The organism is Streptomyces sp. Tu 3180, from assembly GCF_009852415.1.
Taxonomy (GTDB): domain Bacteria; phylum Actinomycetota; class Actinomycetes; order Streptomycetales; family Streptomycetaceae; genus Streptomyces.
The window spans coordinates 6,439,909-6,462,166 of sequence record NZ_WOXS01000002.1; the positions used below are offsets into that span (position 1 = coordinate 6,439,909).

At 73.9% G+C, this 22,258-nt stretch carries 20 protein-coding genes; 12 read left to right on the forward strand and 8 right to left on the reverse strand.

What is annotated here, in order from left to right:
- Nucleotides 1-5: 5 nt before the first annotated feature.
- Nucleotides 6-1,472 carry a HAMP domain-containing sensor histidine kinase gene (locus GL259_RS29710; RefSeq protein WP_159536362.1) on the reverse strand — a complete coding sequence of 489 codons (1,467 nt, stop codon included), beginning with the start codon at nt 1,470-1,472 and terminating at the stop codon, nt 6-8.
- The gene (locus tag GL259_RS29715; protein WP_159536363.1) at nt 1,469-2,158 is read right to left on the reverse strand and encodes a response regulator transcription factor; all 690 of its coding nucleotides are present in this window, start codon (nt 2,156-2,158) and stop codon (nt 1,469-1,471) included. The genes GL259_RS29710 and GL259_RS29715 overlap by 4 nt, the downstream gene beginning before the upstream one ends.
- Nucleotides 2,159-2,307: 149 nt before the next feature.
- Between GL259_RS29715 and GL259_RS29720 the strand changes: the two genes are divergently transcribed.
- The 7 genes from GL259_RS29720 (at nt 2,308) to GL259_RS29750 (ending at nt 8,490) form a co-directional block, all read left to right on the forward strand.
- Nucleotides 2,308-3,648 (forward strand): ferredoxin reductase family protein, encoded by a 1,341-nt coding sequence (locus tag GL259_RS29720; RefSeq protein ID WP_159536364.1) that lies wholly within the window; start codon nt 2,308-2,310, stop codon nt 3,646-3,648.
- 67 nt (nt 3,649-3,715) lie between these two features.
- Nucleotides 3,716-4,111, forward strand: a complete 396-nt coding sequence (locus GL259_RS29725; RefSeq protein ID WP_159536365.1) for an FMN-binding protein — start codon at nt 3,716-3,718, stop codon at nt 4,109-4,111.
- 1 nt (nt 4,112) lies between these two features.
- Nucleotides 4,113-4,892: an FAD:protein FMN transferase gene (locus GL259_RS29730; protein ID WP_159536366.1), complete on the forward strand. Its 780-nt coding sequence runs from the start codon at nt 4,113-4,115 to the stop codon at nt 4,890-4,892.
- 82 nt (nt 4,893-4,974) lie between these two features.
- Nucleotides 4,975-6,099 (forward strand): ABC transporter ATP-binding protein, encoded by a 1,125-nt coding sequence (locus GL259_RS29735; protein ID WP_166461576.1) that lies wholly within the window; start codon nt 4,975-4,977, stop codon nt 6,097-6,099.
- Nucleotides 6,096-6,800, forward strand: a complete 705-nt coding sequence (locus tag GL259_RS29740; protein WP_159536367.1) for an ABC transporter permease subunit — start codon at nt 6,096-6,098, stop codon at nt 6,798-6,800. Before GL259_RS29735 ends, GL259_RS29740 begins: the two co-directional genes overlap by 4 nt.
- Complete coding sequence (locus GL259_RS29745; RefSeq protein WP_159536368.1) at nt 6,797-7,462, forward strand: ABC transporter permease; 666 nt, start codon at nt 6,797-6,799, stop codon at nt 7,460-7,462. Before GL259_RS29740 ends, GL259_RS29745 begins: the two co-directional genes overlap by 4 nt.
- 74 nt (nt 7,463-7,536) lie before the next feature.
- Nucleotides 7,537-8,490, forward strand: a complete 954-nt coding sequence (locus GL259_RS29750) for an ABC transporter substrate-binding protein (protein WP_159536369.1) — start codon at nt 7,537-7,539, stop codon at nt 8,488-8,490.
- Nucleotides 8,491-8,548: 58 nt separating this feature from the next.
- On the opposite strand, the gene GL259_RS29755 is transcribed toward GL259_RS29750, so the two are convergent.
- Genes GL259_RS29755 through GL259_RS29775 form a run of 5 tightly spaced genes read right to left on the reverse strand, consistent with a single transcriptional unit; the run spans nt 8,549 to nt 13,463 of the window.
- Nucleotides 8,549-9,145: an ATP/GTP-binding protein gene (locus tag GL259_RS29755; RefSeq protein WP_159536370.1), complete on the reverse strand. Its 597-nt coding sequence runs from the start codon at nt 9,143-9,145 to the stop codon at nt 8,549-8,551.
- Nucleotides 9,132-9,491, reverse strand: coding sequence for a DUF742 domain-containing protein (locus tag GL259_RS29760; protein ID WP_159536371.1), 360 nt, complete (start codon nt 9,489-9,491; stop codon nt 9,132-9,134). The genes GL259_RS29755 and GL259_RS29760 overlap by 14 nt, the downstream gene beginning before the upstream one ends.
- A 1-nt stretch (nt 9,492) precedes the next feature.
- The gene (locus GL259_RS29765; RefSeq protein ID WP_159536372.1) at nt 9,493-9,924 is read right to left on the reverse strand and encodes a roadblock/LC7 domain-containing protein; all 432 of its coding nucleotides are present in this window, start codon (nt 9,922-9,924) and stop codon (nt 9,493-9,495) included.
- Nucleotides 9,925-9,966: 42 nt separating this feature from the next.
- Complete coding sequence (locus GL259_RS29770) at nt 9,967-12,396, reverse strand: nitrate- and nitrite sensing domain-containing protein (protein WP_159536373.1); 2,430 nt, start codon at nt 12,394-12,396, stop codon at nt 9,967-9,969.
- Nucleotides 12,397-12,446: 50 nt separating this feature from the next.
- Nucleotides 12,447-13,463 (reverse strand): substrate-binding domain-containing protein, encoded by a 1,017-nt coding sequence (locus GL259_RS29775; RefSeq protein ID WP_159536374.1) that lies wholly within the window; start codon nt 13,461-13,463, stop codon nt 12,447-12,449.
- A gap of 595 nt (nt 13,464-14,058) precedes the next feature.
- Here GL259_RS29775 and GL259_RS29780 point away from each other — a divergent pair.
- The 4 genes from GL259_RS29780 (at nt 14,059) to GL259_RS29795 (ending at nt 20,125) form a co-directional block, all read left to right on the forward strand.
- Nucleotides 14,059-15,876 carry a S8 family serine peptidase gene (locus GL259_RS29780; protein WP_159536375.1) on the forward strand — a complete coding sequence of 606 codons (1,818 nt, stop codon included), beginning with the start codon at nt 14,059-14,061 and terminating at the stop codon, nt 15,874-15,876.
- A 143-nt stretch (nt 15,877-16,019) separates the two neighbouring features.
- Entirely contained in the window at nt 16,020-17,198 is a 1,179-nt protein-coding gene (locus tag GL259_RS29785) for a damage-control phosphatase ARMT1 family protein (protein WP_159536376.1), read from the forward strand.
- Nucleotides 17,199-17,293: 95 nt separating this feature from the next.
- Nucleotides 17,294-19,456, forward strand: a complete 2,163-nt coding sequence (gene cyc2 / locus GL259_RS29790) for a germacradienol/geosmin synthase Cyc2 (protein ID WP_159536377.1) — start codon at nt 17,294-17,296, stop codon at nt 19,454-19,456.
- Between the two features lie 276 nt (nt 19,457-19,732).
- Entirely contained in the window at nt 19,733-20,125 is a 393-nt protein-coding gene (locus GL259_RS29795) for a PDZ domain-containing protein (RefSeq protein WP_347814629.1), read from the forward strand.
- On the opposite strand, the gene GL259_RS29800 is transcribed toward GL259_RS29795, so the two are convergent.
- Nucleotides 20,118-20,873, reverse strand: a complete 756-nt coding sequence (locus tag GL259_RS29800) for a metallophosphoesterase (RefSeq protein WP_159536378.1) — start codon at nt 20,871-20,873, stop codon at nt 20,118-20,120. The two genes, GL259_RS29795 and GL259_RS29800, sit on opposite strands and share 8 nt — an antisense overlap.
- A 260-nt stretch (nt 20,874-21,133) precedes the next feature.
- On the opposite strand from GL259_RS29800, the gene GL259_RS29805 reads away from it, so the two are divergent.
- Complete coding sequence (locus GL259_RS29805) at nt 21,134-22,255, forward strand: aminopeptidase P family protein (protein ID WP_159536379.1); 1,122 nt, start codon at nt 21,134-21,136, stop codon at nt 22,253-22,255.
- Nucleotides 22,256-22,258: the final 3 nt, after the last annotated feature.

Genomic DNA, 22,258 nt, shown 5'->3' on the forward strand with positions numbered 1-22,258 from the left:
GCACGTCACCGGTCGGCGGGACCCGCACCGCCCGACCCGTCCAGGGGCAGCCGCACGGTGAAGACCGTCGCCCCCGGCGCACCGCTCAGCTCGAGGGTGCCGCCGTGCGCCCGGACCAGGGACCGGGCGACCGCGAGGCCCAGCCCGCTGCCGCCCCGCTCGCGGCTGCGGGCCTTGTCGACCCGGTAGAACCGGTCGAAGATCCGCTCCCGGTCCTCGGCGGGGACGCCGGGACCGGTGTCGGCCACCCGCACCAGCGCCGCGCCGCCCTCGACGCCCGCCTCCACGCTCACCCGGGTGCCGGGCGGGGTGTGCACCGCCGCGTTGGTGAGCAGGTTGTCCAGCACCTGCCGGACGCGCTGCGGATCGATGCGCAGGGTCAGCGGCCCGGGGCCCGCCGACACCGTCAGGGGACGGTCCGGGTGGCTCGCGCGGAACGCGTCGGCGGCCTGCCGGACCAGTTCCGTCAGATCCGCGTCCGCCGTCCGCAGCTGTGCGTCGACCTCCGCCGCGTCCAACCGGGCGAGCAGCAGCAGGTCGTCCAGCAGCACCCCCATCCGGGCGGCCTCCGCCCGCAGCCGGGCCAGGTGCCGCTCGCGTTCCCCGGGAGCGTTGGCGGCGGCGTACTGGAACAGGTCCGCGTAGCCGCGCACCGACATCAGCGGGGTGCGCAGCTCGTGCGAGGCGTCCGCGACGAAGCGGCGCAGCCGCTGCTCGGCCTGCGCGCGCACCGCGAGGGAGTCGTCGATGTGCTCCAGCATCGTGTTGAAGGCGGTGCGCAGCTCCGCGACCTCCGGGCCGCCGTCCCGGCCGTCGGCGCGCAGCGGCAGCCGGGCCGCCGACTCGGTCAGGTCGTGCGAGGCGATGCCGTGCGCGGTGCGCGCCATGTCGCTCAGCGGCTCCAGCCCGCGCCGCAGCATCCGCCGCCCGACCACCACGAGCGCCAGCAGGGCGAGCGCGAACACCACGACCTGCACCGTGACCAGCCGCTCGACGGTCTCGTCGACGTCCGCCACGGGCGCCGCGCTGATCAGCACCACGTCCGGCTCGACCTCGCACCCGCGCAGCCGGTACTTGCCCTCCCCGCGGATCCACGCGGTGTCCGTGAGTTCGGTGCCGGAGCGCGCCATCGCCCGCGCCAGCTCCGCGAAGGCACGGGTGTCCCCGGGGACGTCGGCCGGCTCGCGCAGGGCGACCGAGTCGTCCGAGACGTCGTACACCGCCGTGTACCAGCCGTAGTACGGCTTCCGACGCACCGTGCCGTGCGCCGCCGCGTCCTTGGACTGCACGGTCTGGACGAGCTTCAGCTGCTCGCCCAGCTGCTGCTCCAGGTAGTCCCGCATGTAGGCGGTGAGCGCCGTGCCGACGACCGCGAACACCGCCAGCGACAGCACCCCGAGGCCCAGCGCCAGCCGGGTGCCCAGGCGCAGCCGCCGGTAGGTCTCCCGCAGCCGCCGGACCGCCCCGGTCACTCGGCGGCCTGCCGTATCACGTACCCGAAGCCCCGCACGGTCCGGATCAGCGGCTCACCGGTGTCGTCCAGCTTGCGCCGCAGCCGGCTGACCACCAGCTCCACGACGTTGGAGCGGCCCCCGAAGCCGTACTCCCACACGTGGTCGAGGATCTGCGCCTTGGTCAGCACGGTCGGCGACCTGCGCATCAGGTAGCGCAGCACCTCGTACTCGGTCGGGGTCAGCGACAGCAGCCGCTCCCCGCGCCGCACCTCACGGGTGTCCTCGTCCATCGTCAGGTCCGCCACCCGCAGCACCGACCGCCGGTACCCCGGCCCCGCGCTGCGCCGCAGCACCGTCCGCAGCCGGGCCATCAGCTCCTCCACCGCGAACGGCTTGACCAGGTAGTCGTCCCCGCCCCGGGTCAGCCCGGCCACCCGGTCGGCGACCCCGTCGCGGGCGGTGAGGAACACCACCGGCACCATCGTCCCGGAGCGGCGCAGCCGGTCGAGGACGCCGAAGCCGTCGACGTCCGGCAGCATCAGGTCGAGCACCACGATGTCGGGACGGAACCCGGCGGCGCGGCGCAGCGCCTCCTCGCCCGAGTACGCGGTGACCGCCTCCCAGCCCTCGTAGCGGGCGACCGTCGCGACCAGGTCGGCGATGGGCGGGTCGTCGTCCACGACGAGGAGTCGTACTTTTTCCACCCGCCCATACTGCGGCACGCGGCTCCCGGCACCAGAGGCGGTGCACCGCAGGGCCCGGATCGACAAGAACCTGAAAGCCGGCCGACAGGAGAACGACAGCGCCCGCGACGAGGCTCGGTGTCCCAGGACCCGATCAAGGAGCTCTCGGCGTGACAGCTGGCCACTCGCCCCCCGCGCCCCCCGCCCCGAGGCGACGCCCCGCACGGGTGGCGCGCACCGGCCTGTGCGCGCTCCTCGCCGCCAACGCGGCGGTCGTCGCCGTCCTCTTCGTCCGGTCCGGCCCCGGCGCGGACGTCCTCGTCCTGCTGGGCCGCCTCACCGGCCTCTACGCCGCCCTGCTGATGGCCTTCCAGCTGCTGCTGGTGGCCCGGCTGCCCTGGCTGGACCGCCGGATCGGCATGGACCGGCTGACCCTGTGGCACCGCCGGCTCGGCTTCGGCCTGCTGTGGACGCTCCTGGCCCACGCGGTCTTCCTCACCCTCGGCTACGCCGGGATGTCCTCGACGGACCCGGTGACCCAGCTCGTCGACCTCGCGGAGACCGTCGAGGGAGTCCTGCGCGCCGTCGTCGCCCTGGCGCTGATCCTCGTCGTCGGCGCGGTCTCGGCCCGCCGCGCCCGGCGCCGACTGGCGTACGAGACCTGGCACTTCATCCACCTGTACACCTACGTCGCCGTGGTGCTGGCCTTCACCCACCAGGTCGCGGTCGGCTCCACCTTCACCGCCTCGCCGGCCGCCACCGCCTACTGGTACGGGCTGTGGGGCACCGCGCTGACCGCGGTGTTCGCCGGCCGGCTCGTCCTGCCGCTGTGGCGGAACCTGCGCCACCGGCTGCGGGTCACGGCCGTCGTCCCCGAGAACGACGACGTGGTGTCCGTCCACATCACCGGCCGCGACCTGGACCGGCTGCCCGCCCGCGCCGGCCAGTTCTTCCTGTGGCGGTTCCTGACCAGGGACCGCTGGTGGCAGGCCAACCCGTTCTCCCTGTCCGCCGCACCCGACGGCCGCACCCTGCGCCTCACCGTGAAGGCCGCCGGCGACGGCAGCGCGGCCCTGCGCCATCTGAAGCCCGGCACCCGCGTGTTCGCCGAAGGCCCCTACGGCGCCTTCACCGCCCTGCACCGCACCCGTCCGGACGTCCTGCTCGTCGCCGGCGGCGTCGGTGTCACCCCGATCCGCGCCCTGCTGGAGGAACTGCACGGCCACGCCGTCGTCCTCTACCGGGTGACCAGCGACTCCGACGCCGTCCTCCACGACGAGCTGCGCGAACTGGCCCTCGCCAGGGGCGCCGAACTGCACCTGATCACCGGCCCGTCCGTACCGGACCGGCTCGCCCCCGGCGAACTGTCCCGGCTCGTGCCCGACCTCACCGGCCGGGACGTCTACGTCTGCGGTCCGCCCGGCATGACCACCGCGGTGCTGCGCGGCCTGCGCGAACTGGGCGTACCCGAGCGGCAGATCCACTTCGAGCGCTTCAGCCTGGCCGGATGAGGGCGCGGCGAACCGGGCGGACCGGCGGACCGGCGCACCGGGGAACGACGAGAACGAGGAGAACACCGTGAGACGAGCACTTCCCGTCCTGGTCCTGGCCGTCGCGGGCCTGATCCCGGTCTGGCGCCACACCCCTTCGCCCACGGCGCAGGCCGCCGGACCCGTGCCCGCCCCTTCGCCGCCGGCCTCGCCGGGCGGCACCACCCGGGTGGTCGCGGGCCCCGCCGTCGACACCGAGAAGGGCCCCGTGCAGGTCGAGGTCACCCTCGACGGCGACCGCATCAGCGCCGTACGGATGCTCCGGCAGCCGGACCACCCGCAGACCACGGCAGCGGTGCCGGTCCTCATCGAGGAGACGCTCCGGGCGCAGAGCGCCGACGTCGACACGGTCTCCGGCGCCACCGTCACCAGCGACGGCTACCGGGAGTCGCTGCAGGCCGCCCTCGACGCCCAGGACCCCTGAGGTGCGGCGCGTCGAGCACGTCATGGGGTTCCCGGTGTCGCTGCGCGTCGACGACGAGGGGTTCGACGAGACCGCGGCGGACCGGCTCTTCGCCTGGCTCGGGGAGGTGGACCGCCGCTTCAGCCCGTTCCGCGAGGACAGCGAGGTCCGCCGCCTGGACCGGGGCGGACCGGGCTCCGGCCGGATCAGCCGCGAACTGGCCGAAGTCCTCGCCCTGGGCGAGCGGTACCGGGCCGAGACCCGGGGCGCCTTCGACGTACGGCTGCCCGGCCGCCGCCTCGACCCCTGCGCGGTGGTGAAGGGCTGGTCGGTGCAGAAGGCGGCCGACCTGCTCACGGCCGCCGGGGCACGGCGGTTCTGCCTCAACGCCGGCGGTGACGTGGTCGTGGCCGGCGGACCGTGGCGCGTGGGCGTACGGCACCCGGAACACGCCGGCCGGCTGTGCACCGTCCTGGAGCTCACCGACGGCGCGGTCGCGACCTCCGCGCGCTACGAGCGCGGCGACCACATCGTCGACGGGCGCACCGGCCTCCCGGCGACCGGTCTGCTCGCCGTGACCGTCGTCGCCCCCACCCTCACCGAGGCGGACGCGGTCGCCACGGCGGCCTTCGCCCTGGGGCGGGAGGGCATCGACTGGGCCGCCGCGCGGGAGGGTTGCGAGGTGTTCGCCGTGGACGCGGACCGCAGGGTGTCGCGGACGGCGGGGTTTCCCGTGGCGGGCGCGGGGCAGGCTGTCCGGCGCGCGAGCCGCGTTCCTGGTTCTGCCGGAGGCGCCGTCTAGACTCGACCGGCGACAGACCGACAGACCGACAGACCGTACGGCCTAGGCCGAAACTCCCGCCGTCCGAAGGGCATTCCGCGTCTTGATACGGATCGACTCAGTCACGAAGCGCTACCCGGACGGCACGGTGGCGGTCGACCGGCTCTCGCTGGACGTCCCGGACCGCTCGATCACCGTCCTCGTCGGCCCCTCGGGCTGCGGCAAGACCACCACCCTCCGCATGATCAACCGGATGGTGGAACCCACCGAGGGCACGATCCTCCTCGACGGCGAGGACATCCAGCGGCAGCCCGTCACCGCCCTGCGCCGGTCCATGGGCTACGTCATCCAGAACGCCGGGCTCTTCCCGCACCGCACCATCGTCGACAACATCGCCACCGTGCCCCGGATGCTCGGCTGGGGCAGGCGGCGCGCCCGGGAGCGGGCCGCGGAGCTGATGGAACGGGTGGGCCTGGACACCTCGCTGGCCGAGCGGTACCCCTACCAGCTCTCCGGCGGCCAGCAGCAGCGCGTCGGGGTGGCGCGGGCGCTCGCCGCGGACCCGCCGGTGCTGCTGATGGACGAGCCGTTCTCCGCCGTCGACCCCGTGGTGCGCAAGGGGCTGCAGGACGAACTCCTCAGGATCCAGGAGGAGCTGGGCAAGACCATCGTCTTCGTCACGCACGACATCGACGAGGCGGTCAAACTGGGCACCATGGTCGCCGTCCTGCGCGAGGGCGGCCGGCTCGCCCAGTACGCGCCGCCCGCGGAACTGCTGTCCGCCCCCGCGGACGGCTTCGTCGAGGACTTCCTCGGCGCCGACCGCGGCATCCGGCGGCTGTCCTTCCTCCCGTCCGCCGCACTGGAGTTGAACACCGACGCCGTGATCCCGGCCGACGCGCCCGCCGAGCGGATCGCCGCGTCGGACGCCCCGTACCTCCTCGTCACCGGACCCGACGGCCGCCCGCTCGGCTGGGCCGGACCGGGCGAGCTGACCGCCGGGGACATCAGGGCGGACCGGCTGCTGCCCCACGGGCGGCCGTTCGTGCCCGGCGCCGACTCCCTGCGGGTCGCCCTCGACTGCGCCGTGCTCTCGCCCACCGGCTGGGCCGTCGCCGTGGACGCCGACGGCCGGGTCACCGGAGTCGTCTCCCAGCAGGCCATCGGCGAGGCGATCCGCGCCGCCCACGCCCGGGGCCGCACGGACAAGGCCGAGGTCGCCCCGTGAACGGCTTCTTCGACATCCCCAGCGACCTCCAGCACAGCTGGGCCGGCCTGATCGGGCTGCACGTCAGGGAGGCCCTGCTGCCGGTGGCCGCCGGGCTGCTGCTCGCCCTGCCGCTCGCCCAGCTGTGCGTGCGCTTCCGCCGGCTGTACCCGCCCGTGCTCGGGGCGGCGACCGTGCTGTACGCCATCCCCTCCCTGGCGTTCTTCGTCGTCCTCATCGACTACACCGGCCAGACCGAGCTCACCGTGATGATCCCGCTGGCCGTGTACAGCCTGGTGGTGCTGATCCCGGCGATCGTCGACGGCGTCCGCTCGGTACCGCAGGAGACCCTGGCGGCGGCCACCGCCATGGGCTTCGGCCCCGTACGCCGCTACCTCCAGGTGCAGCTGCCGATCGCCGCGCCCGCCATCGTCGCCGGCCTGCGGGTGGCCACGGTGTCGAGCATCTCGCTCGTCAGCGTCGGCGCCCTGATCGGCAACCAGGGCGCCCTCGGCAACCTGCTCGCGGCGGCGCAGAAGTACGACCGGCCGGAGCTGGCGGTGAACGCCGTGCTCACCATGGCCGCCCTGGCGATCCTGTGCGACGCGGCGCTGGTGCTGCTGCGGACCCTGCTGACCCCCTGGATGCCGCGCGGCGCACGGCTGCGTCCGCGGCCCGCCGCGCGGCCGCAGCGACCCGGACCCGAGGCTGTGATCCGGTGAACGTCCTCACCTTCGTCAACGCCTTCTTCGGCGACGGCGCCCACTGGCACGGCTACGACGGCATCCCGCGGCGCCTCCTCGAACACCTCCAGTACACGCTGCTCGCCCTCGCCCTCGCCGCCGCGATCGGACTGCCCGTCGGGCTGCTGACGGGGCACACCGGGCGCGGCGGGAACGCACTGGCCTTCGTCGCCAACGCCGCCCGCGCCCTGCCCAGTTTCGGTCTGCTGGTGCTGGTGGCCCTGCTGATCGGTTTCGGCCTGCTGCCCGTGATGATCCCGCTGGTCGTGCTGGCCGTCCCGCCGATCCTGGTGACCACCTACGAGGCCGTCCGCTCCGTCGACCCCTCCCCGGTGGACGCCGCCCGGGGCATGGGCATGCGCGAGTCGCGGATCCTCCTGCGGGTCGAACTGCCGGTGGCGCTCCCGCTGATCCTGAGCGGCCTGCGCTCGGCGGCCGTCCAGATCGTGTCGACGGCCACCATCGCCGCGTACGTCGGTCTCGGCGGCCTCGGCCGGTACATCGTCGACGGGCTCTACCAGCGCGACTACGAGAAGGTCGTCGGCGGCGCCACGCTGGTGGCCGTCCTCGCGCTCCTCACGCTCGCGGTGTTCTGGGCGGCGGAGCGGCTGGCGGTGTCGCCCGGGGTGCGCAGGAACTGACGATCGCTCAGGTTCCGGAAACCGTGACCCGGATGTTCTTGACTGACCGTGAAGCGGCTGGATTGGATCGGTGGATGACTTCCAGCGCACAGAGCAGCAGGTCCAGGACGAGGCACACCGGCGCGGCCGCCGCGCTCACCGCCGCGGTGGCGCTGCTCGCGGGCTGTTCCTCCGGCGACACCTCCGACAACCCCCTGGCGGGCGAGAAGGCGAAGGCCGGCACCGTCGTCGTCGGCTCGAACAACTTCGCCGAGAGCACCCTGCTCGCCGACATCTACGGCGAGGCGCTCCGGGCCAAGGGCATCAAGGTCACCTACAAGCACAACATCGGCAGCCGCGAGACGACGTACGGCCTGATGAAGAACGGCTCCATCACGGTCCTGCCGGAGTACAACGGCTCGCTGCTCGCCTACCTCGACCCCGAGGCCGAGCAGACGTCGGCGCAGGCCGTGAACGAGGCCGTCAAGGCCAAACTGGACAAGAGGCTGACGCTGCTGGAGTCGTCGCCGGCCGAGGACAAGGACTCGGTGAGCGTCAACGCCGGGACGGCGAGGAAGTACGGCCTCACGGCCTCCTCCACCCTCGCCGACCTCAAGGACGTCGCACCGCGGATGGTGATCGGCGGATCCCCGGAGTTCCAGACCCGCCGGCAGGGGCTGAAGGGCCTGGAGTCCGTCTACGGCCTGAAGTTCAAGTCCTTCAAGGCGCTCGACGCGGGCGGGCCGCTGACCCAGGCGGCGCTCGCGGGGAACACGGTGCAGGCGGCGGACATCTTCACCACGGACCCGACCATCGTCAAGGAGAAGTTCGTCGTCCTGAAGGACCCGGAGAACCTCTTCGGGTTCGCGAACGTGACCCCGCTGGTGCACAAGGACGGGCTCTCCCCGGAGGGCGTCGACGCGCTCGACGCGGTCTCCGCGAAGCTGGACACCGAGACCCTCCTCGACCTGGACGCCCAGGTGCAGCTGGAGAAGAAGGACCCGCTGGACGTGGCCAAGGCCTGGCTGAAGTCGGCCGGCCTGGACTGACGCCCGGCGGAGCACCGCCCCGTGGGACGCGGCGGGCCCGCCGCGTCCCACGGGCGGCTCACCGCGCCGGGGCCGCCTCGGCGATCAGCCGGTCGATCAGCGCGATGAGCACGTCCCGGCACGACTCCCGCTCCCGCGCGTCGCACAGCAGCACCGGCACGCCCTCCGGCAGCGTCAGCGCCTCCCGGATGTCCTCGGCCGGGTACGGGTGCTCGCCGTGGAAGCCGTTGACGGCGATCACGAACGGGATGCCCCGGCGTTCGAAGAAGTCGATCGCGGCGAAGCTGGACTCGGGCCTGCGCACGTCCACCAGGACCACCGCGCCCAGCGCGCCGAGCGCCAGGTCGTTCCACATGAACCAGAACCGCTGCTGGCCCGGCGTGCCGAAGAGGTACAGCACCAGGTCGTCGGAGACGGTGATCCGGCCGAAGTCCATGGCCACCGTGGTGGCACGTTTCTCCTCGATGCCGTCCAGGTCGTCGACGTCCAGGCCCGCCATGGTCAGCGGTTCCTCGGTGCGCAGCGGGACGATCTCGCTGACCGAGCCGACCATGGTCGTCTTGCCCACGCCGAAGCCTCCGGCGATCAGGATCTTGACCGTGTCGGGTGCCGAACGCTCGGCGGCGGCCCGGGCGACGGTGTCAGAGCCGGCCAAGGCCGTCCCTCACTTTCTGCAGCAGGTCCAGGTCCGGGGTGGTGCGGGTGACGGGGTGCGGCGGGTGGGCGGTGATCCGGCCCGCCTCCAGCAGGTCGCAGAGCAGGATGACGACCACGCTCACCGGGAGGTCGAGACGCGCGGCGAGCTCGGCGACCGCGACCGGCTCGGCGCACAGCCGCAGGATCCGTGTGTGCTCGGGCTGCGGCCGGGGGGCCGCCGGAGGCTGCGGGTCCACCGCCGTCACCGTCGTGATGAGCGTGAAGTCGGCGCGGCTGGGCCGGGTCCGGCCACCGGTCAGGGTGAACGGCCTTACGAGCCGGCCCGCCGAGTCGCCTCCCCCCACCTCACACGCCGGGGTCGACGACGGGGCCGGCCGCGGCCCGCGGCGCCGCGCTGAGGTGCTCGCCGATCTTCTTCACCAGCATGTTCATCTGGTACGCCACCACGCCGACGTCCGCGCCGGGACCGGTGAGCACCACCAGGTGGGCGCCGGGACCGGCCGAGGTGAGGATCAGGAAGCTGTTGGCCATCTCGATGAGCGCCTGGCGCACCGGGCCGCCGCGGAAGTCCATGCTGACGCCCTTGCTGAGGCTCATCAGACCGGAGGCGGTCGCGGCGAGGCGTTCGGCGTCGTCGCGCAGGAAGCCGGTGGACTTGCTGACCACCAGCCCGTCCTCGGAGAGCACCACGGCCTGGTTCACGTCGGCGACGCGTTCCACGAGTCCGGTCAGCAGCTGGTCCAGCTGGGTGTGGGTGGCGGGGGTGGGGCGTGTCATGGCGGGTTCCTTCATGAGCGGTCGACGTCGGCGTTTCGGCGGTCAGTGGTCGGAGGGCGGGGCCGGGGGCCCGGGGGAGGCGGCGGACGCGGGCGCCGGTGCCGCCGTGTCGTCCTCGGCGTCGTGCGGCGGCGGACCGGCTTCCCCGGCGTCGCCGGCCCCGTCGTCGTCACGTGCCCGGAGCGTGCCGCGCTGGAAGCCGGCGAGGGAGGAGGCGGCGCGTTCCGCGGTGAAGTCGTCGTCGCCGGGGCCGTCCTCGGTGGCCGGGGCGGGTTCCTCGCGCAGCTCGGCGGCCAGGCTGGTCTGCGGCACCCGGCGGGGGAGCGGGGCGAGACCGTCGCGGCGGGCGGCGGCCGGCGCGGGGGCGCTCCGCACGGCGGTCGCGGACCGGGCGGCCGGGGTCCGCGCGCCCGCGGCGGCCCTCCCGCTCGCGGTGGCGTCCGCGCCCGCGGAGGTCTTCGCGTTCCCCCGGCCCGCCGCGCCGCCCGCGGCCGCCGGGGCCTCGGGACCCCGGGCGTCCGCGGCCTCCCGCCCGGTGCCGGACGGCACGTCCCGCACCACGATCTCGTGCGGGACCAGCACGATCGCGGTCGTCCCGCCGTACGGCGAGGAGCGCAGCGTGACGGTGATGCCGTGGCGGTGGGCGAGCTGGGAGATCACGAACATGCCGAGCCGGAGGTCGTCGGCGAGCGCCACCACGTCGAACTGCGGGGGCCGGCCCAGCTGGTCGTTGAGGGAGGCGTAGTCCTCCTCCGACATGCCGAGGCCCCGGTCCTCGATCTCGACCACGAGGCCCTTGGCCACCATCGCGGCCCGCACCCCCACCGGACTCGGCGCCGGCGAGTACGTCGTCGCGTTGTCGATCAGCTCGGCCAGCAGGTGGATCACGTCGGCCACCGCGGGCGGGGCCAGGGCGACCTCCTCCTCGGTGTGCACCTCCACCCGCTGGTACTCGGCGACCTCGCCGACGGCGCTGCGCAGGATGTCGATCAGCGCGACCGGCTCGCTCCAGGAGCGGCCGGGACGCTCGCCGCTGACGATGACCAGGTTCTCCTCGTAGCGGCGCAACTGGCTGGCCGTGGAGTCCAGTTCGTACAGGCCCGCGAGGACCTCGGGGTCGGTGTGCCGGCGCTCCAGCTCGTCGAGCTTGCCGAGCTGGAGGTTGACCAGGTTCTGGCTCTGCCGTGCGATGCCCAGGATGACCTTCTGGAAACCGCGCCGGGTGTCGGCGAGTTCGATCGCGGTGTGCACGGCGGTGCGCTGCGCGGTGTTGAACGCCTGGGCGACCTGGCCCAGTTCGTCGTGGCCGTAGTCCAGCGCGGTCGTCGCCGACTCCGCGTCGACCTTCTCGCCGCGCTCCAGCCGGGCCACCACGTCGGGCAGCCGCTCCTCGGCCAGGCCGAGGGTGGCCATGCGCAGGCCGCGCAGCCGGCGGGACAGCGAGCGGGTGATGCGCCAGGACATGCCGACGCACAGCAGCAGCGCGAGCAGTCCGCCGGCGCTCAGGGAGGCGGCGGTCAGCAGCAGGCTGCGGGCCTCGTCGGCGCTGCGGGTGAGCAGCGCGTCGGTCTGCTGCCGGATCATGGCGGTGTACTGCGGGGAGACGCTGTCCATGGCCTCGTCCCACCGCTCCTGGACGTCCGGCATCTCGACGGTGCGGCCCCCGCCCGCGGACCGGGTGGCGAGCACCTGGTCCTCGACCGCCTGCAGGGCGCGCCACTCGGGGCTCTGCATGATCCGCTCGGCCTGCGTCTTGGTGCTGCCGCGCAGGGACGGCACGATCTGGTCCTCGACCAGCCAGCGGCGGGTGTGGACCAGCTCCGCGAACTCCGTCCAGCCCTGCGCGTCGAGGCTCCCGGAGGACCAGGCGAGGGTGAGCCGCGCGTCCTCCTGGGAGATCAGCTCCGCCGCGTGCTCCAGCGCGATCAGCGGTTCGGCCTGCGAGGTCAGGTCCCCGTCGTCGACCTGGGAGAGCTCCTGGAAGGCGTGGATCTGGTCGTCGATGATCGAGGTGTACTGGTCGAGCGCCTCCACGGCGGTGATGTCGCTGGGGGCGTCCACCTGGTCCCGGTAGTACTCCAGGCTGCCCACCGAGCCGAGCACCGAGTACAGCCGGTCCGAGATGCGCGCCGGTGCCTCGGCGATCGCGTCGGCCTGCCCGAGCAGCTTCGCCACCGCCTCGTCGGTCCTCTCGCGCTGTGCCTCGAGGGCGGACCGGGAGCTCTGCGGCGCGGCCAGCCAGGCGGCGGTCAGCCTCCGCTCCCGCTGCAACGCGAGCGTGGCGTGCGTGCCCATCGCGCCGGTCGACCGGCTCAGCTCCGTCTGGGACCGCAGCCGCAGTCCCTCCGAGAACATCTGGATCGTCGTCACGCCCCACATGGCCGCGAGGGTGACGCTGGGCACCAGGGCCAGGAGGACCAGCGAGAGACGTATGGAGCCGAGGCGGCGCCGGGCACCTGTCCGTGGAGACATCGTCGTCCTAGAGCGGTCGGATGTTCGGGGGAGTACTCACGTGCCGGGCGTCAGCGGGTTCCGTCGGCGGCGAACCCGGCGACCGAGGCGGCTTCCGTCTTCGTGACGAACGCCGGCCCGGTGAGCACGGGCGCGACCCCGCCGCCGCTGATGTTGCCGTTGGTCCGGTACAGCCACAGCGCGTCCACGGCGAGATAGCCCTGCAGGTAGGGCTGCTGGTCGACGGCGAACTGGACGTTGCCGCCGCGCACGGCGTCCACCAGGTCCTCGTTGAGGTCGAAGGTGGCGACACGGGCGTCGCTGTCCGCCTTCTCGGCCGCGTCGACCGCGGTGAGCGCGTAGTCCGCCCCGTTGGTGACGACCTGGTCGATGCTCGGGTCCTGCCGCAGCCGGGCGGTGATGATGCCGGAGACGGCGCGCAGGTCGGTGCCGTCCACGTAGAGGTTCTCGGTCGTCCCGCCGAACGTCTTCTTCACCCCGGCGCAGCGGGCCTCCAGGGCGACGTTGCCGCGCTCGTGGACGACGCACAGGGCGTGCCCGGCCTTCAGGCCGTCCAGCTTGTCGCCGACGGCCCGGCCCGCGAGGCCCTCGTCCTGCCCGAAGTACCCCAGCAGCCGTGACGACTTCCAGGCGTCGATGCCGGAGTTGAGCCCGACCACGGGGATGTCCGCGGCCCGTGCCTCGTTGACCGGGCCCTTCATGGCCTGCGGCTTGGCCAGCGTCAGCGCGATGCCGTCGACGCCGTCGCGGATCGCCTCGCGGACCAGTTCGGCCTGCCCCGCCGGGTCCGGGTCGCTCACGTACGTCAGGTCGATGCCGTCCTTCGCGGCCGCCGCCTCGGCACCCTTCTTCACCCGGTCCCAGAAGGCGTCGCCCTCGCTCCCGTGGGTGACCATCGTGATCCTCGTCCGTTTGCCGCCGGCCGCACCCGCGCCGTCCGGCTCCGGGGAGTCGCCGGCCGTGCCGGAAGCGGAGCAGCCGGTCACCAGCAGGCCGACGGCGGCTGCCAGGACCGCCGCGCGGGCGGTGCGCCCCGGGACGCGGTGCGACGGAGGACGAGTGTTCATGGGGGGTGCGGACCTCGCTGTACGGCAGAGCAAGAGCAGGGGAGAGCACGGGCGGACGCGCGGGTGTGCGCCGACCGGGTGGCTCTCACTGGCCCGGAGCCAACCGTGTCGCACCACCGGTCGTCAAGTGAACGGCCACGCGAAGTGAGGTGCCGCTGCCGCATTGTGATGAACCGTGGGGGGATGAGGGGGGAAACGGCGGCACCGGCCGCGGCCGGCGGGGCGGAGGGACCGGACGGCGCCGTCCGGGCGGCCGGGACCCGGGCGGGGCGGTTCTTTCCGCACGGTTCAGGAGAACCACCCGGCGCGTTCACCTCCGTGGCGAGACGGGCATAGCGGCCCGTTCCCGGTCAACCGCCTTGCGGCGAGGGTGGGTTCCCGGCCGGATCGAGGGTTTCCCCCGTATCCCGGGCCTCTTCGCCGTGCCTATCGTTCGAGCGCAGCCGACCCACAGGTAACCCCGGACGGGTCGCCGCACGCGCCTGGCCGGCCGACGCGTCGCACGTCGATTCACCCCGCCGCTTCGAGGACGAAGCGAATCGATCCCCGCTCCCCACTCCGCGTCGCCCGGAGTCACGGCACGAAAGGCACACCCTTGCGTACCTCCTCCCCGAGCTCTCCCCGGAGCTCCTCCCCGAGACGGAAGCTGATATCCGTCGCGGCCCTCTCCGTCGCCCTGCTGACGACCGCCTCCGCCCAGGTCGCCGTCGCCCAGGACTCCCCCTCCGGCGCGCCGGCCGTCCCCGCGGCCCGGACCGAGGCCGCGCCCGGCGTCCCGGCCGAACGGCTCATCGTCGGCTACAAGGCCGGCGCCGCCGAGGCCAGGTCGAACGAGGCGGCCGCCGCCGACGCCGCCGCCAAGGGCGAGGAGTCCGGCGAGGACGTCGACTTCCGGCGCCGCCTCGGCACCGGCGCCGCCCTCGTCGACCTGGGCGCGAAGGCCACCGGGGCGGACGTCGCCGACGTCGTCGCCGCCTACAGCAGCGACCCGCAGGTCGCCTATGTCGTGCCGGACCGCCTCAACAAGCCGCTGGCCACTCCGAACGACACCGAGTACGCCAAGCAGTGGGACCTGTTCGAGACCACCGCCGGCATGCGCGTGCCGGGCGCCTGGGACCTCGCCACCGGCGCCGGTGTCACCGTCGCCGTGATCGACACCGGTTACGTCGCCCACTCCGACCTCGCCGCGAACGTCGTCGGCGGCTACGACTTCATCTCCGACACCGCCGTCTCCGTCGACGGCAACGGCCGGGACAGCAACCCGGCCGACCCCGGCGACTGGTACCTCGCCGGCGAGTGCGGCGGCGCCGCGGTCGGCAGCAACTCCTCCTGGCACGGCACCCACGTCGCGGGCACCATCGCCGCGGCCACCAACAACGGCAAGGGCGTCGCCGGCGTCGCGCACGGCGCGAAGATCTCCCCGCTGCGCGTGCTCGGCAAGTGCGGCGGCTACGACTCCGACATCATCGACGCCATCACCTGGGCGTCCGGCGGCACCGTCTCCGGCGTGCCCGCCAACACCAACGTCGCCAAGGTCATCAACATGAGCCTCGGCGGGGGCGGCGCCTGCTCCACCGCCACCCAGAGCGCCATCAACGGCGCCGTGAGCCGGGGCACCACCGTGGTCGTCGCGGCGGGCAACGAGAACCAGAACGCCGCCAACTCCTCCCCGGCGAACTGCGGCAACGTCATCACCGTCGCCGCCACCGACCGTTCGGGCAACCGCGCCTCCTACTCCAACTACGGCACGATCGTGGACATCGCCGCACCCGGCGGTGAGACCGCGACCGCGGCCAACGGCATCCTGTCCACGCTGAACTCCGGCACCCGGACCCCGTCGACCGAGAACTACGCCTACTACCAGGGCACCAGCATGGCCGCCCCGCACATCGCCGGCCTCGCCGCGCTGATGAAGTCGGCCGGCCCCGCCCTCACCCCGGCCCAGATCGAGTCGGCGATCAAGTCCAACGCCCGCGCGCTGCCCGGCACCTGCTCCGGCGGCTGCGGCGCGGGCCTCGCGGACGCCGCCAAGACGGTCCAGGCGGTCAAGGGCGGTACGTCCACGGGCACCACCTACTCCAGCACCACCGCCGTCTCCATCCCGGACAACGGCTCGGCGATCGAGTCGCCGATCACCGTCAGCGGCCGCAGCGGCAACGCCCCGTCGGCCCTCCAGGTGGGCGTGGACATCACCCACACCTACCGCGGTGACCTGGTCGTCGACCTGGTGGCGCCGGACGGCTCGGTGTACCGCCTGAAGTCCGCCTCCTCCTCGGACTCCGCGGACGACGTCAACACCACCTACCCGGTGAACGCCTCGGCCGAGGTCGCCAACGGCACCTGGAAGCTGCGGGTACAGGACACGGCGTCGGCGGACACCGGCCGGCTCAACGGCTGGCGGCTGACCTTCTAGCCCGCACCGACTGGCGGGCCGGCCGGTGCGGATGGGGCACCGGCCGGCCCGCCGCACGTCCTGCGCCACCGGCGTGACGGACGTCCGCCCCTTCGCCCGCGACGTGCGGCGCCCGGCGCCGGGCGCGCGTTACGGTGAGCCGCATGCCCGACATCCCCACCGCCCCCGTGATCCTCGGCAACGAGCCCGGCTCGTTCCCCCACGGCGTGCTGGCCGAGCGGCACCCCGCGATCATCCGGCAGGTGCGCGACGCCCTCCCGTACGGGCCCCGGCAGCGGCGCGCGCTCGACGCCCTGCTGGCCGACTGCACCGAGGGGGAGATCGAGCCCCTCCCCGCCGGCGCGCACGACCGGGAACACTGGGAGACCTGGGGCATGGACGCCTGGGCCGGACGCTCCTGGTACGACGTGCCCTGGCTGTGGTCCGAGAGCTGGTTCTACCGCCGGCTGCTGGACGCGGTGGACTACTTCGGTCCCGGCCCCTGGCAGGGCGTCGACCCCTTCCGCCCCTCCAAACTCGCCGAACTCGACTCGCCCGCCACCGACGCGGAACTCGCCGCGCTCGACGGCCTCGCCGGCCGGCCGGCGGAGGAACAGGACCGCGCACTGCTGCACGGCTCCCTGTGGGGCAACCGCGCCGACCTGGGCTTCCGGCTGTCCGCCGAGGGCGCCGAGGAGGCGACCCCGGTGCCCGCTCTGGTGGCCGACGACAGCGAGCGCCTGTGGTCGCTGCTCGACACCGCCGGCACCGGCACGCTGTGCCTGGTCGCCGACAACGCCGGCCGCGAACTCGTCCCCGACCTGCTGCTCGTCGCCCATCTGCTGGCCCACGGCCGCATCGGCCGGGCGGTGCTGCACGTCAAGCCCCACCCGTACTACGTCTCCGACGCCACCCCCGCCGACGTCGTCGACGCGCTGCGCCGCCTGACCGGTGCCGGGGGAGCGGCGGCACGGTACGGGCACCGGTTGTGGGCCGCGATGTCCGACGGCCGCCTCGCGCTGCGCGCCCACCCCTTCTCCTGCGCCCCGCTGCCGTACGGGGACATGCCGGACGACCTCGCGGCCGACTTCGCCGAGGCCGCGGTGACGGTCGTCAAGGGCGACCTCAACTACCGCCGCCTGGTGGGCGACCGGCACTGGCCGCCCACCACACCGTTCGCAGAGGTCACGGAGTACTTCCCGGGTCCGGTCGCCGCGCTGCGCACCCTGAAGTCCGACGTGGTCACCGGTCTGACGGCCGGCACCGAGGCGGCGCTGACGGCCGCGGAGCGGCAGCGCTGGCGCACGAGCGGCACGCACGCGCTGATCCAGGTGCGGACATGAGGCCCGGAACTCCCGTACCGGGAACGGTTCACGCGATGGTGTGATCATGTCCCGGCCGGTGGATGCCGCCACCGGCCCCCGGGTAGGGCCCGGCCATGACGCAGCCGTTCGAACTCCCGCACTTCTACCTGCCGCACCCCGCGCGGCTCAACCCGCACGTCGACGAGGCCCGGGCCCACTCGGCGGCGTGGGCGCGCGAGATGGGCATGCTGGAGGGCTCCGGGGTCTGGGAGCAGGCCGATCTCGACGCGCACGACTACGGCCTGCTCTGCGCCTACACCCACCCCGACTGCGACGGACCCGCCCTGTCGCTCGTCACCGACTGGTACGTGTGGGTCTTCTTCTTCGACGACCACTTCCTGGAGAAGTTCAAACGCACCCGGGACCGGGACGGCGGCAAGGCCCACCTGGACCGGCTGCCGCTGTTCATGCCGCTCGACCCGGCGTCCCCCGTCCCCGAGCCGCAGAACCCGGTCGAGGCGGGCCTCGCCGACCTGTGGGCGCGCACCGTGCCGGCGATGTCCGCCGACTGGCGCCGCCGGTTCGCCCTCTCCACCGAGCACCTGCTCAACGAGTCCCTGTGGGAGCTGTCCAACATCAACGAGGGGCGGATCGCCAACCCCGTCGAGTACATCGAGATGCGCCGCAAGGTGGGCGGCGCCCCCTGGTCGGCCGGGCTCGTGGAGTACGCGACCGCCGAGGTGCCCGCCGCCGTCGCCGGGACCAGGCCGCTCAGGGTGCTGACGGAGACGTTCTCCGACGCCGTGCACCTGCGCAACGACCTGTTCTCCTACCAGCGGGAGGTCGAGGACGAGGGCGAACTCAGCAACGGCGTCCTCGTCCTGGAGACCTTCTTCGGCTGCACCACCCAGGAGGCCGCCGACACCGTCAACGACGTCCTCACCTCACGGCTCCACCAGTTCGAGCACACGGCGTTCACCGAGGTCCCCGCGATCGCCCTGGAGAAGGGCCTCACCCCGGACCAGGTCGCGGCCGTGGCGGCGTACGCGAAGGGGCTGCAGGACTGGCAGTCCGGCGGCCACGAGTGGCACCTGCGCTCCAGCCGGTACATGAACGAGGGCGCGCGGACGACCGCCCCGTGGGCGGGCCCGAGCGGGCCCGGCACCTCCGCCGCCGACGTGCGCGCCCTGCTCGCGGCCGCGGGCGCGAGCACGCGGCGGACGCGGGCCCACACCCATGTGCCGTACCGGAAGGTCGGTCCGTCCCTGATCCCCGACATCCGCATGCCGTTCCCGCTCGAACTCAGCCCGCACCTCGACGCCTCCCGCGCCCGCCTGGCCGTCTGGTGCCGCAGGACGGGCATGCTCGGCGAGGGCGTGTGGGACGAGGACAAGCTCGCCGCCTACGACCTCGCGCTGTGCTCGGCGGGCCTCGACCCGGACGCCACCCCGGAGGCGCTCGACCTCAGCGCGCAGTGGCTCGCCTTCGGCACCTACGGCGACGACTACTACCCGCTGGTCTACGGCCACCGCCGCGACCTGGCCGCCGCCCGGCTGACCACGGCACGGCTGGCGGACTGCATGCCGGTCGACGGCGAGCCGGCACCGCCCCCGGCCAACGCCATGGAGCGCGCCCTGACCGACCTGTGGGCGCGGACCACGGCGGCCATGACACCCGAGGCGCGCGGCACGCTGAAGAACGCGGTGAACGTCATGACCGAGAGCTGGCTGTGGGAGCTGGCCAACCAGATCCACCACCGCATCCCCGACCCGGTCGACTACCTGGAGATGCGCCGCCGGACCTTCGGCGCCGACCTCACCCTGAGCCTGTGCCGCATGGGCCACGGCCCGGCCGTCCCGCCCGAGGTCTACCGCAGCGGCCCGGTCCGCTCCCTGGAGAACTCCGCCGTCGACTACGCCTGCCTGCTGAACGACGTCTTCTCGTACCAGAAGGAGATCGAGTACGAGGGCGAGATCCACAACGCGATCCTGGTCGTGCAGAACTTCTTCGGCTGCGACTACCCGCGGGCCCTCGGCATCGTCCACGACCTGATGGACCGGCGCCTGAGCCAGTTCGAACACGTCGTGGAGCACGAACTGCCCGTCCTCGAGAAGGACTTCGGGTTGTCGGGGGAGGCCCGGGCGGTCATGCGGGACTATGTGGCGGACCTGCGGAACTGGATGGCCGGCATCCTCAACTGGCACCGCAGCGTGGACCGTTACAAGGCCGAGTGGCTGGCCGGCCGCGCCCACGGCTTCCTCCCGGGCCGCCCGCCGGCGCTCCCCGTCCTCACCTGACGTCCCGCACCCGCCCGGTCAGTCTCACTCGTTCGTGGCTCGTCGTCCCCCGGTGTTCCGGGTAGCACTTCTGCCGGAGGCGAGACGAACCATGGAACAGACAGTGTTGCGGCCCAAGCCGATGCCCGGCCGGGAACCGGGCGGGAGCGCGAACAGCACGGGGAGCGGGCCCGGGTCCGGCGGACCGCGGCCGCGCGGCCCGCGGCGGCTGGTGTCCGCGGTGTCCAGGGCGGTCGTCGCCGCGTTCCTGGTGCTGTCCGGGGTCGGGCTCGGGCGGTGGGGGCCGCCGTCGTCGGCGCGGGCGGAACCGCCGAGCCGGAGCGGCGGGCGGGCGAGCCGGCCGCCGCCGTGCCCGCGTCGCCGCGCGCCGCCCCGGCCGCCGCGGCGGCGCCGCCCGCGCCCGTCGTCGCCCGGCTCGGCGTGGAGGTGGCGGACGACGGGAGGCCGGGGGCGGTCGTCGTCGGCGTGCACGTGCCCGGCCCCGGGTTCTCGGCCGGCCTGGTGCGGGGCGACGTGCTCCTCGCGTTCGGCGGGACCCGTGTCGACTCGGCCGCCGGCCTGGCGCGCGCCGTCGCCCGTGCCCGCCCGGGCGCGGAGGTGACCCTGACGGTGCGCCACCGCGGCGGCGGTCACCAGCGGCTGACGGTCGTCCCCGGCATCGTCACGTGACCACGCGGAAGTGGCTCGTCAGCCGCCCCTCGTCGTCCAGCACGTGCAAGGCGAACCCGGCCGGGGCTTCCCGGTCCGCGACCGGCTCGCCCTCCCAGGGCAGCCGCAGCGTCCAGGTCACCCCGGGGCCCACCACCAGGGGACGGCCCGCGAACGTCGTGGCGACCGGGGTGTGGGCGTGACCGGTGATCAGCCCGGCGATCTGCGGCCGGCGGGCCAGCAGGGCGGCCAGCCGGCCCGGGCCGCGCAGGGGGAGGGAGTCCGGCAGCGGGTGGTGCAGCGGGACCGGCGGGTGGTGGAAGGCCAGCAGGACCGGGAGGCCGCCGTCGAGTCCGTCGAGCGTCGACTCGATCCAGGCGTGGGTCTCCTCGTCCAGCTCCCCGTCGTCGCGGCCCGGGACGCTGGAGTCGCACATCAGCACGGCACCGCCGTCCAGCACGTGTGCGCTGTTGACCGGCCCGTCGGCGGCCGCCCGCCCGAGCAGGGCCGTGCGGTACGGCGCACGGCGGTCGTGGTTGCCCGGGCAGGTCAGCACGGGGAACGGCGTGCTGCCGTCGCGCAGTCCCAGCAGGCGGGCGGCCTCCTCGTACTCGGCCCGCGCGCCGTGGTCCGCGATGTCGCCGGTGACCAGCAGCGCGTCCGGCCGGCGCGGCAGCTCCCACAGCCGGTCGCGCACCCGCCGGGCACGCTCCGTCGCCCGCGCGGTTCCGTCCAGGTGCAGATCGCTGATGTGTGCGAGTACGAGCACGGTCGTACGCCTCCGGGGTCTCGGGTGCCGCGGGCGGGGTAATGGATGAACGGCATCCAAGCATTAGACGTGGGGGATGATCAATGCTCCGCCGTGAGCCGGGGCGGACCCGTGGCCGGGTGCCGCGGGGTGCGCGACCGCGCGGAGGCGCCCGCCGCGCGGCGCACCGCCCGGGCGAACACCGCGAACCGGCTCGCGTCGCCCCCTCCCGCCGGGCAGGATGCTGCCCGTAGCCCCTACGCCCGCCCCGGGAGGCCCGGATGACCGGTACCGCGCCCTTCACCGCCGACGACTACCAGGCCCGCATGGAGCGTGCGGCGCGACAGGCCGCCGAGGCCGGACTCGCCGGACTGCTCGTGGCCCCCGGCCCGGACCTGGTGTGGCTCACCGGGTACACGCCCACCGCGGTCACCGAGCGGCTCACCCTGCTGGTCCTGGCCGCGGACCGGGAGCCCGCGCTGGTCGTCCCCACCCTGGAGGCCCCGGACGCCGAGCGGGCCCCCGGCGCCCGCGCGCTGACCCTGCACGACTGGACCGACGGCAAGGACCCCTACACCGCCACCGCCGCCCTGCTGGACGCGGAGGGCAGGTACGGCATCAGCGACAACACCTGGGCCATGCACCTGCTGGGTCTGCAGAAGGCGCTGCCCGGCACCTCGTACGCCTCCCTCACCGAGGCCCTGCCGATGCTCCGCGCCGTCAAGGACGCGGCGGAGCTGGAACTCCTGGCCGCCGCCGGGGCCGCCGCCGACGCCGCGTTCGAGGAGATCCGGACCGTCGCCTTCGCCGGCCGCCGGGAGTCCGACGTCGCCGCCGACCTCGCCGCGCTGCTGCGGCGGTTCGGGCACTCCCAGGTCGACTTCACGATCGTCGCCTCCGGGCCGAACGGCGCCAACCCGCACCACGAGATCGGTGACCGCGTCATCGGACACGGCGACATGGTCGTCCTCGACTTCGGCGGCCTGAAGGACGGCTACGGCTCCGACACCTCCCGCACCGTCCACGTCGGCGAACCCACCGACGAGGAGCGCCGGGTGCACGACGTCGTGCGCGAGGCCCAGGAGGCGGGCTTCCGCGCCGTACGGCCCGGCGCCGCCTGCCAGGAGGTCGACCGGGCCGCCCGCGCGGTCATCGCCGGCGCCGGATACGGGGAGTACTTCATCCACCGCACCGGACACGGCATCGGCGTCACCACGCACGAACCGCCGTACATGATCGAGGGCGAGGAGCAGCCCCTCGTGCCCGGCATGTGCTTCTCCGTCGAACCCGGCATCTACCTGCCCGGCCGGTTCGGCGTGCGCATCGAGGACATCGTGACCGTGACCGAGGACGGCGGGCGGCGCCTGAACGACACCGAGCGGGAGATGGTCATAGTGCACTGAGCG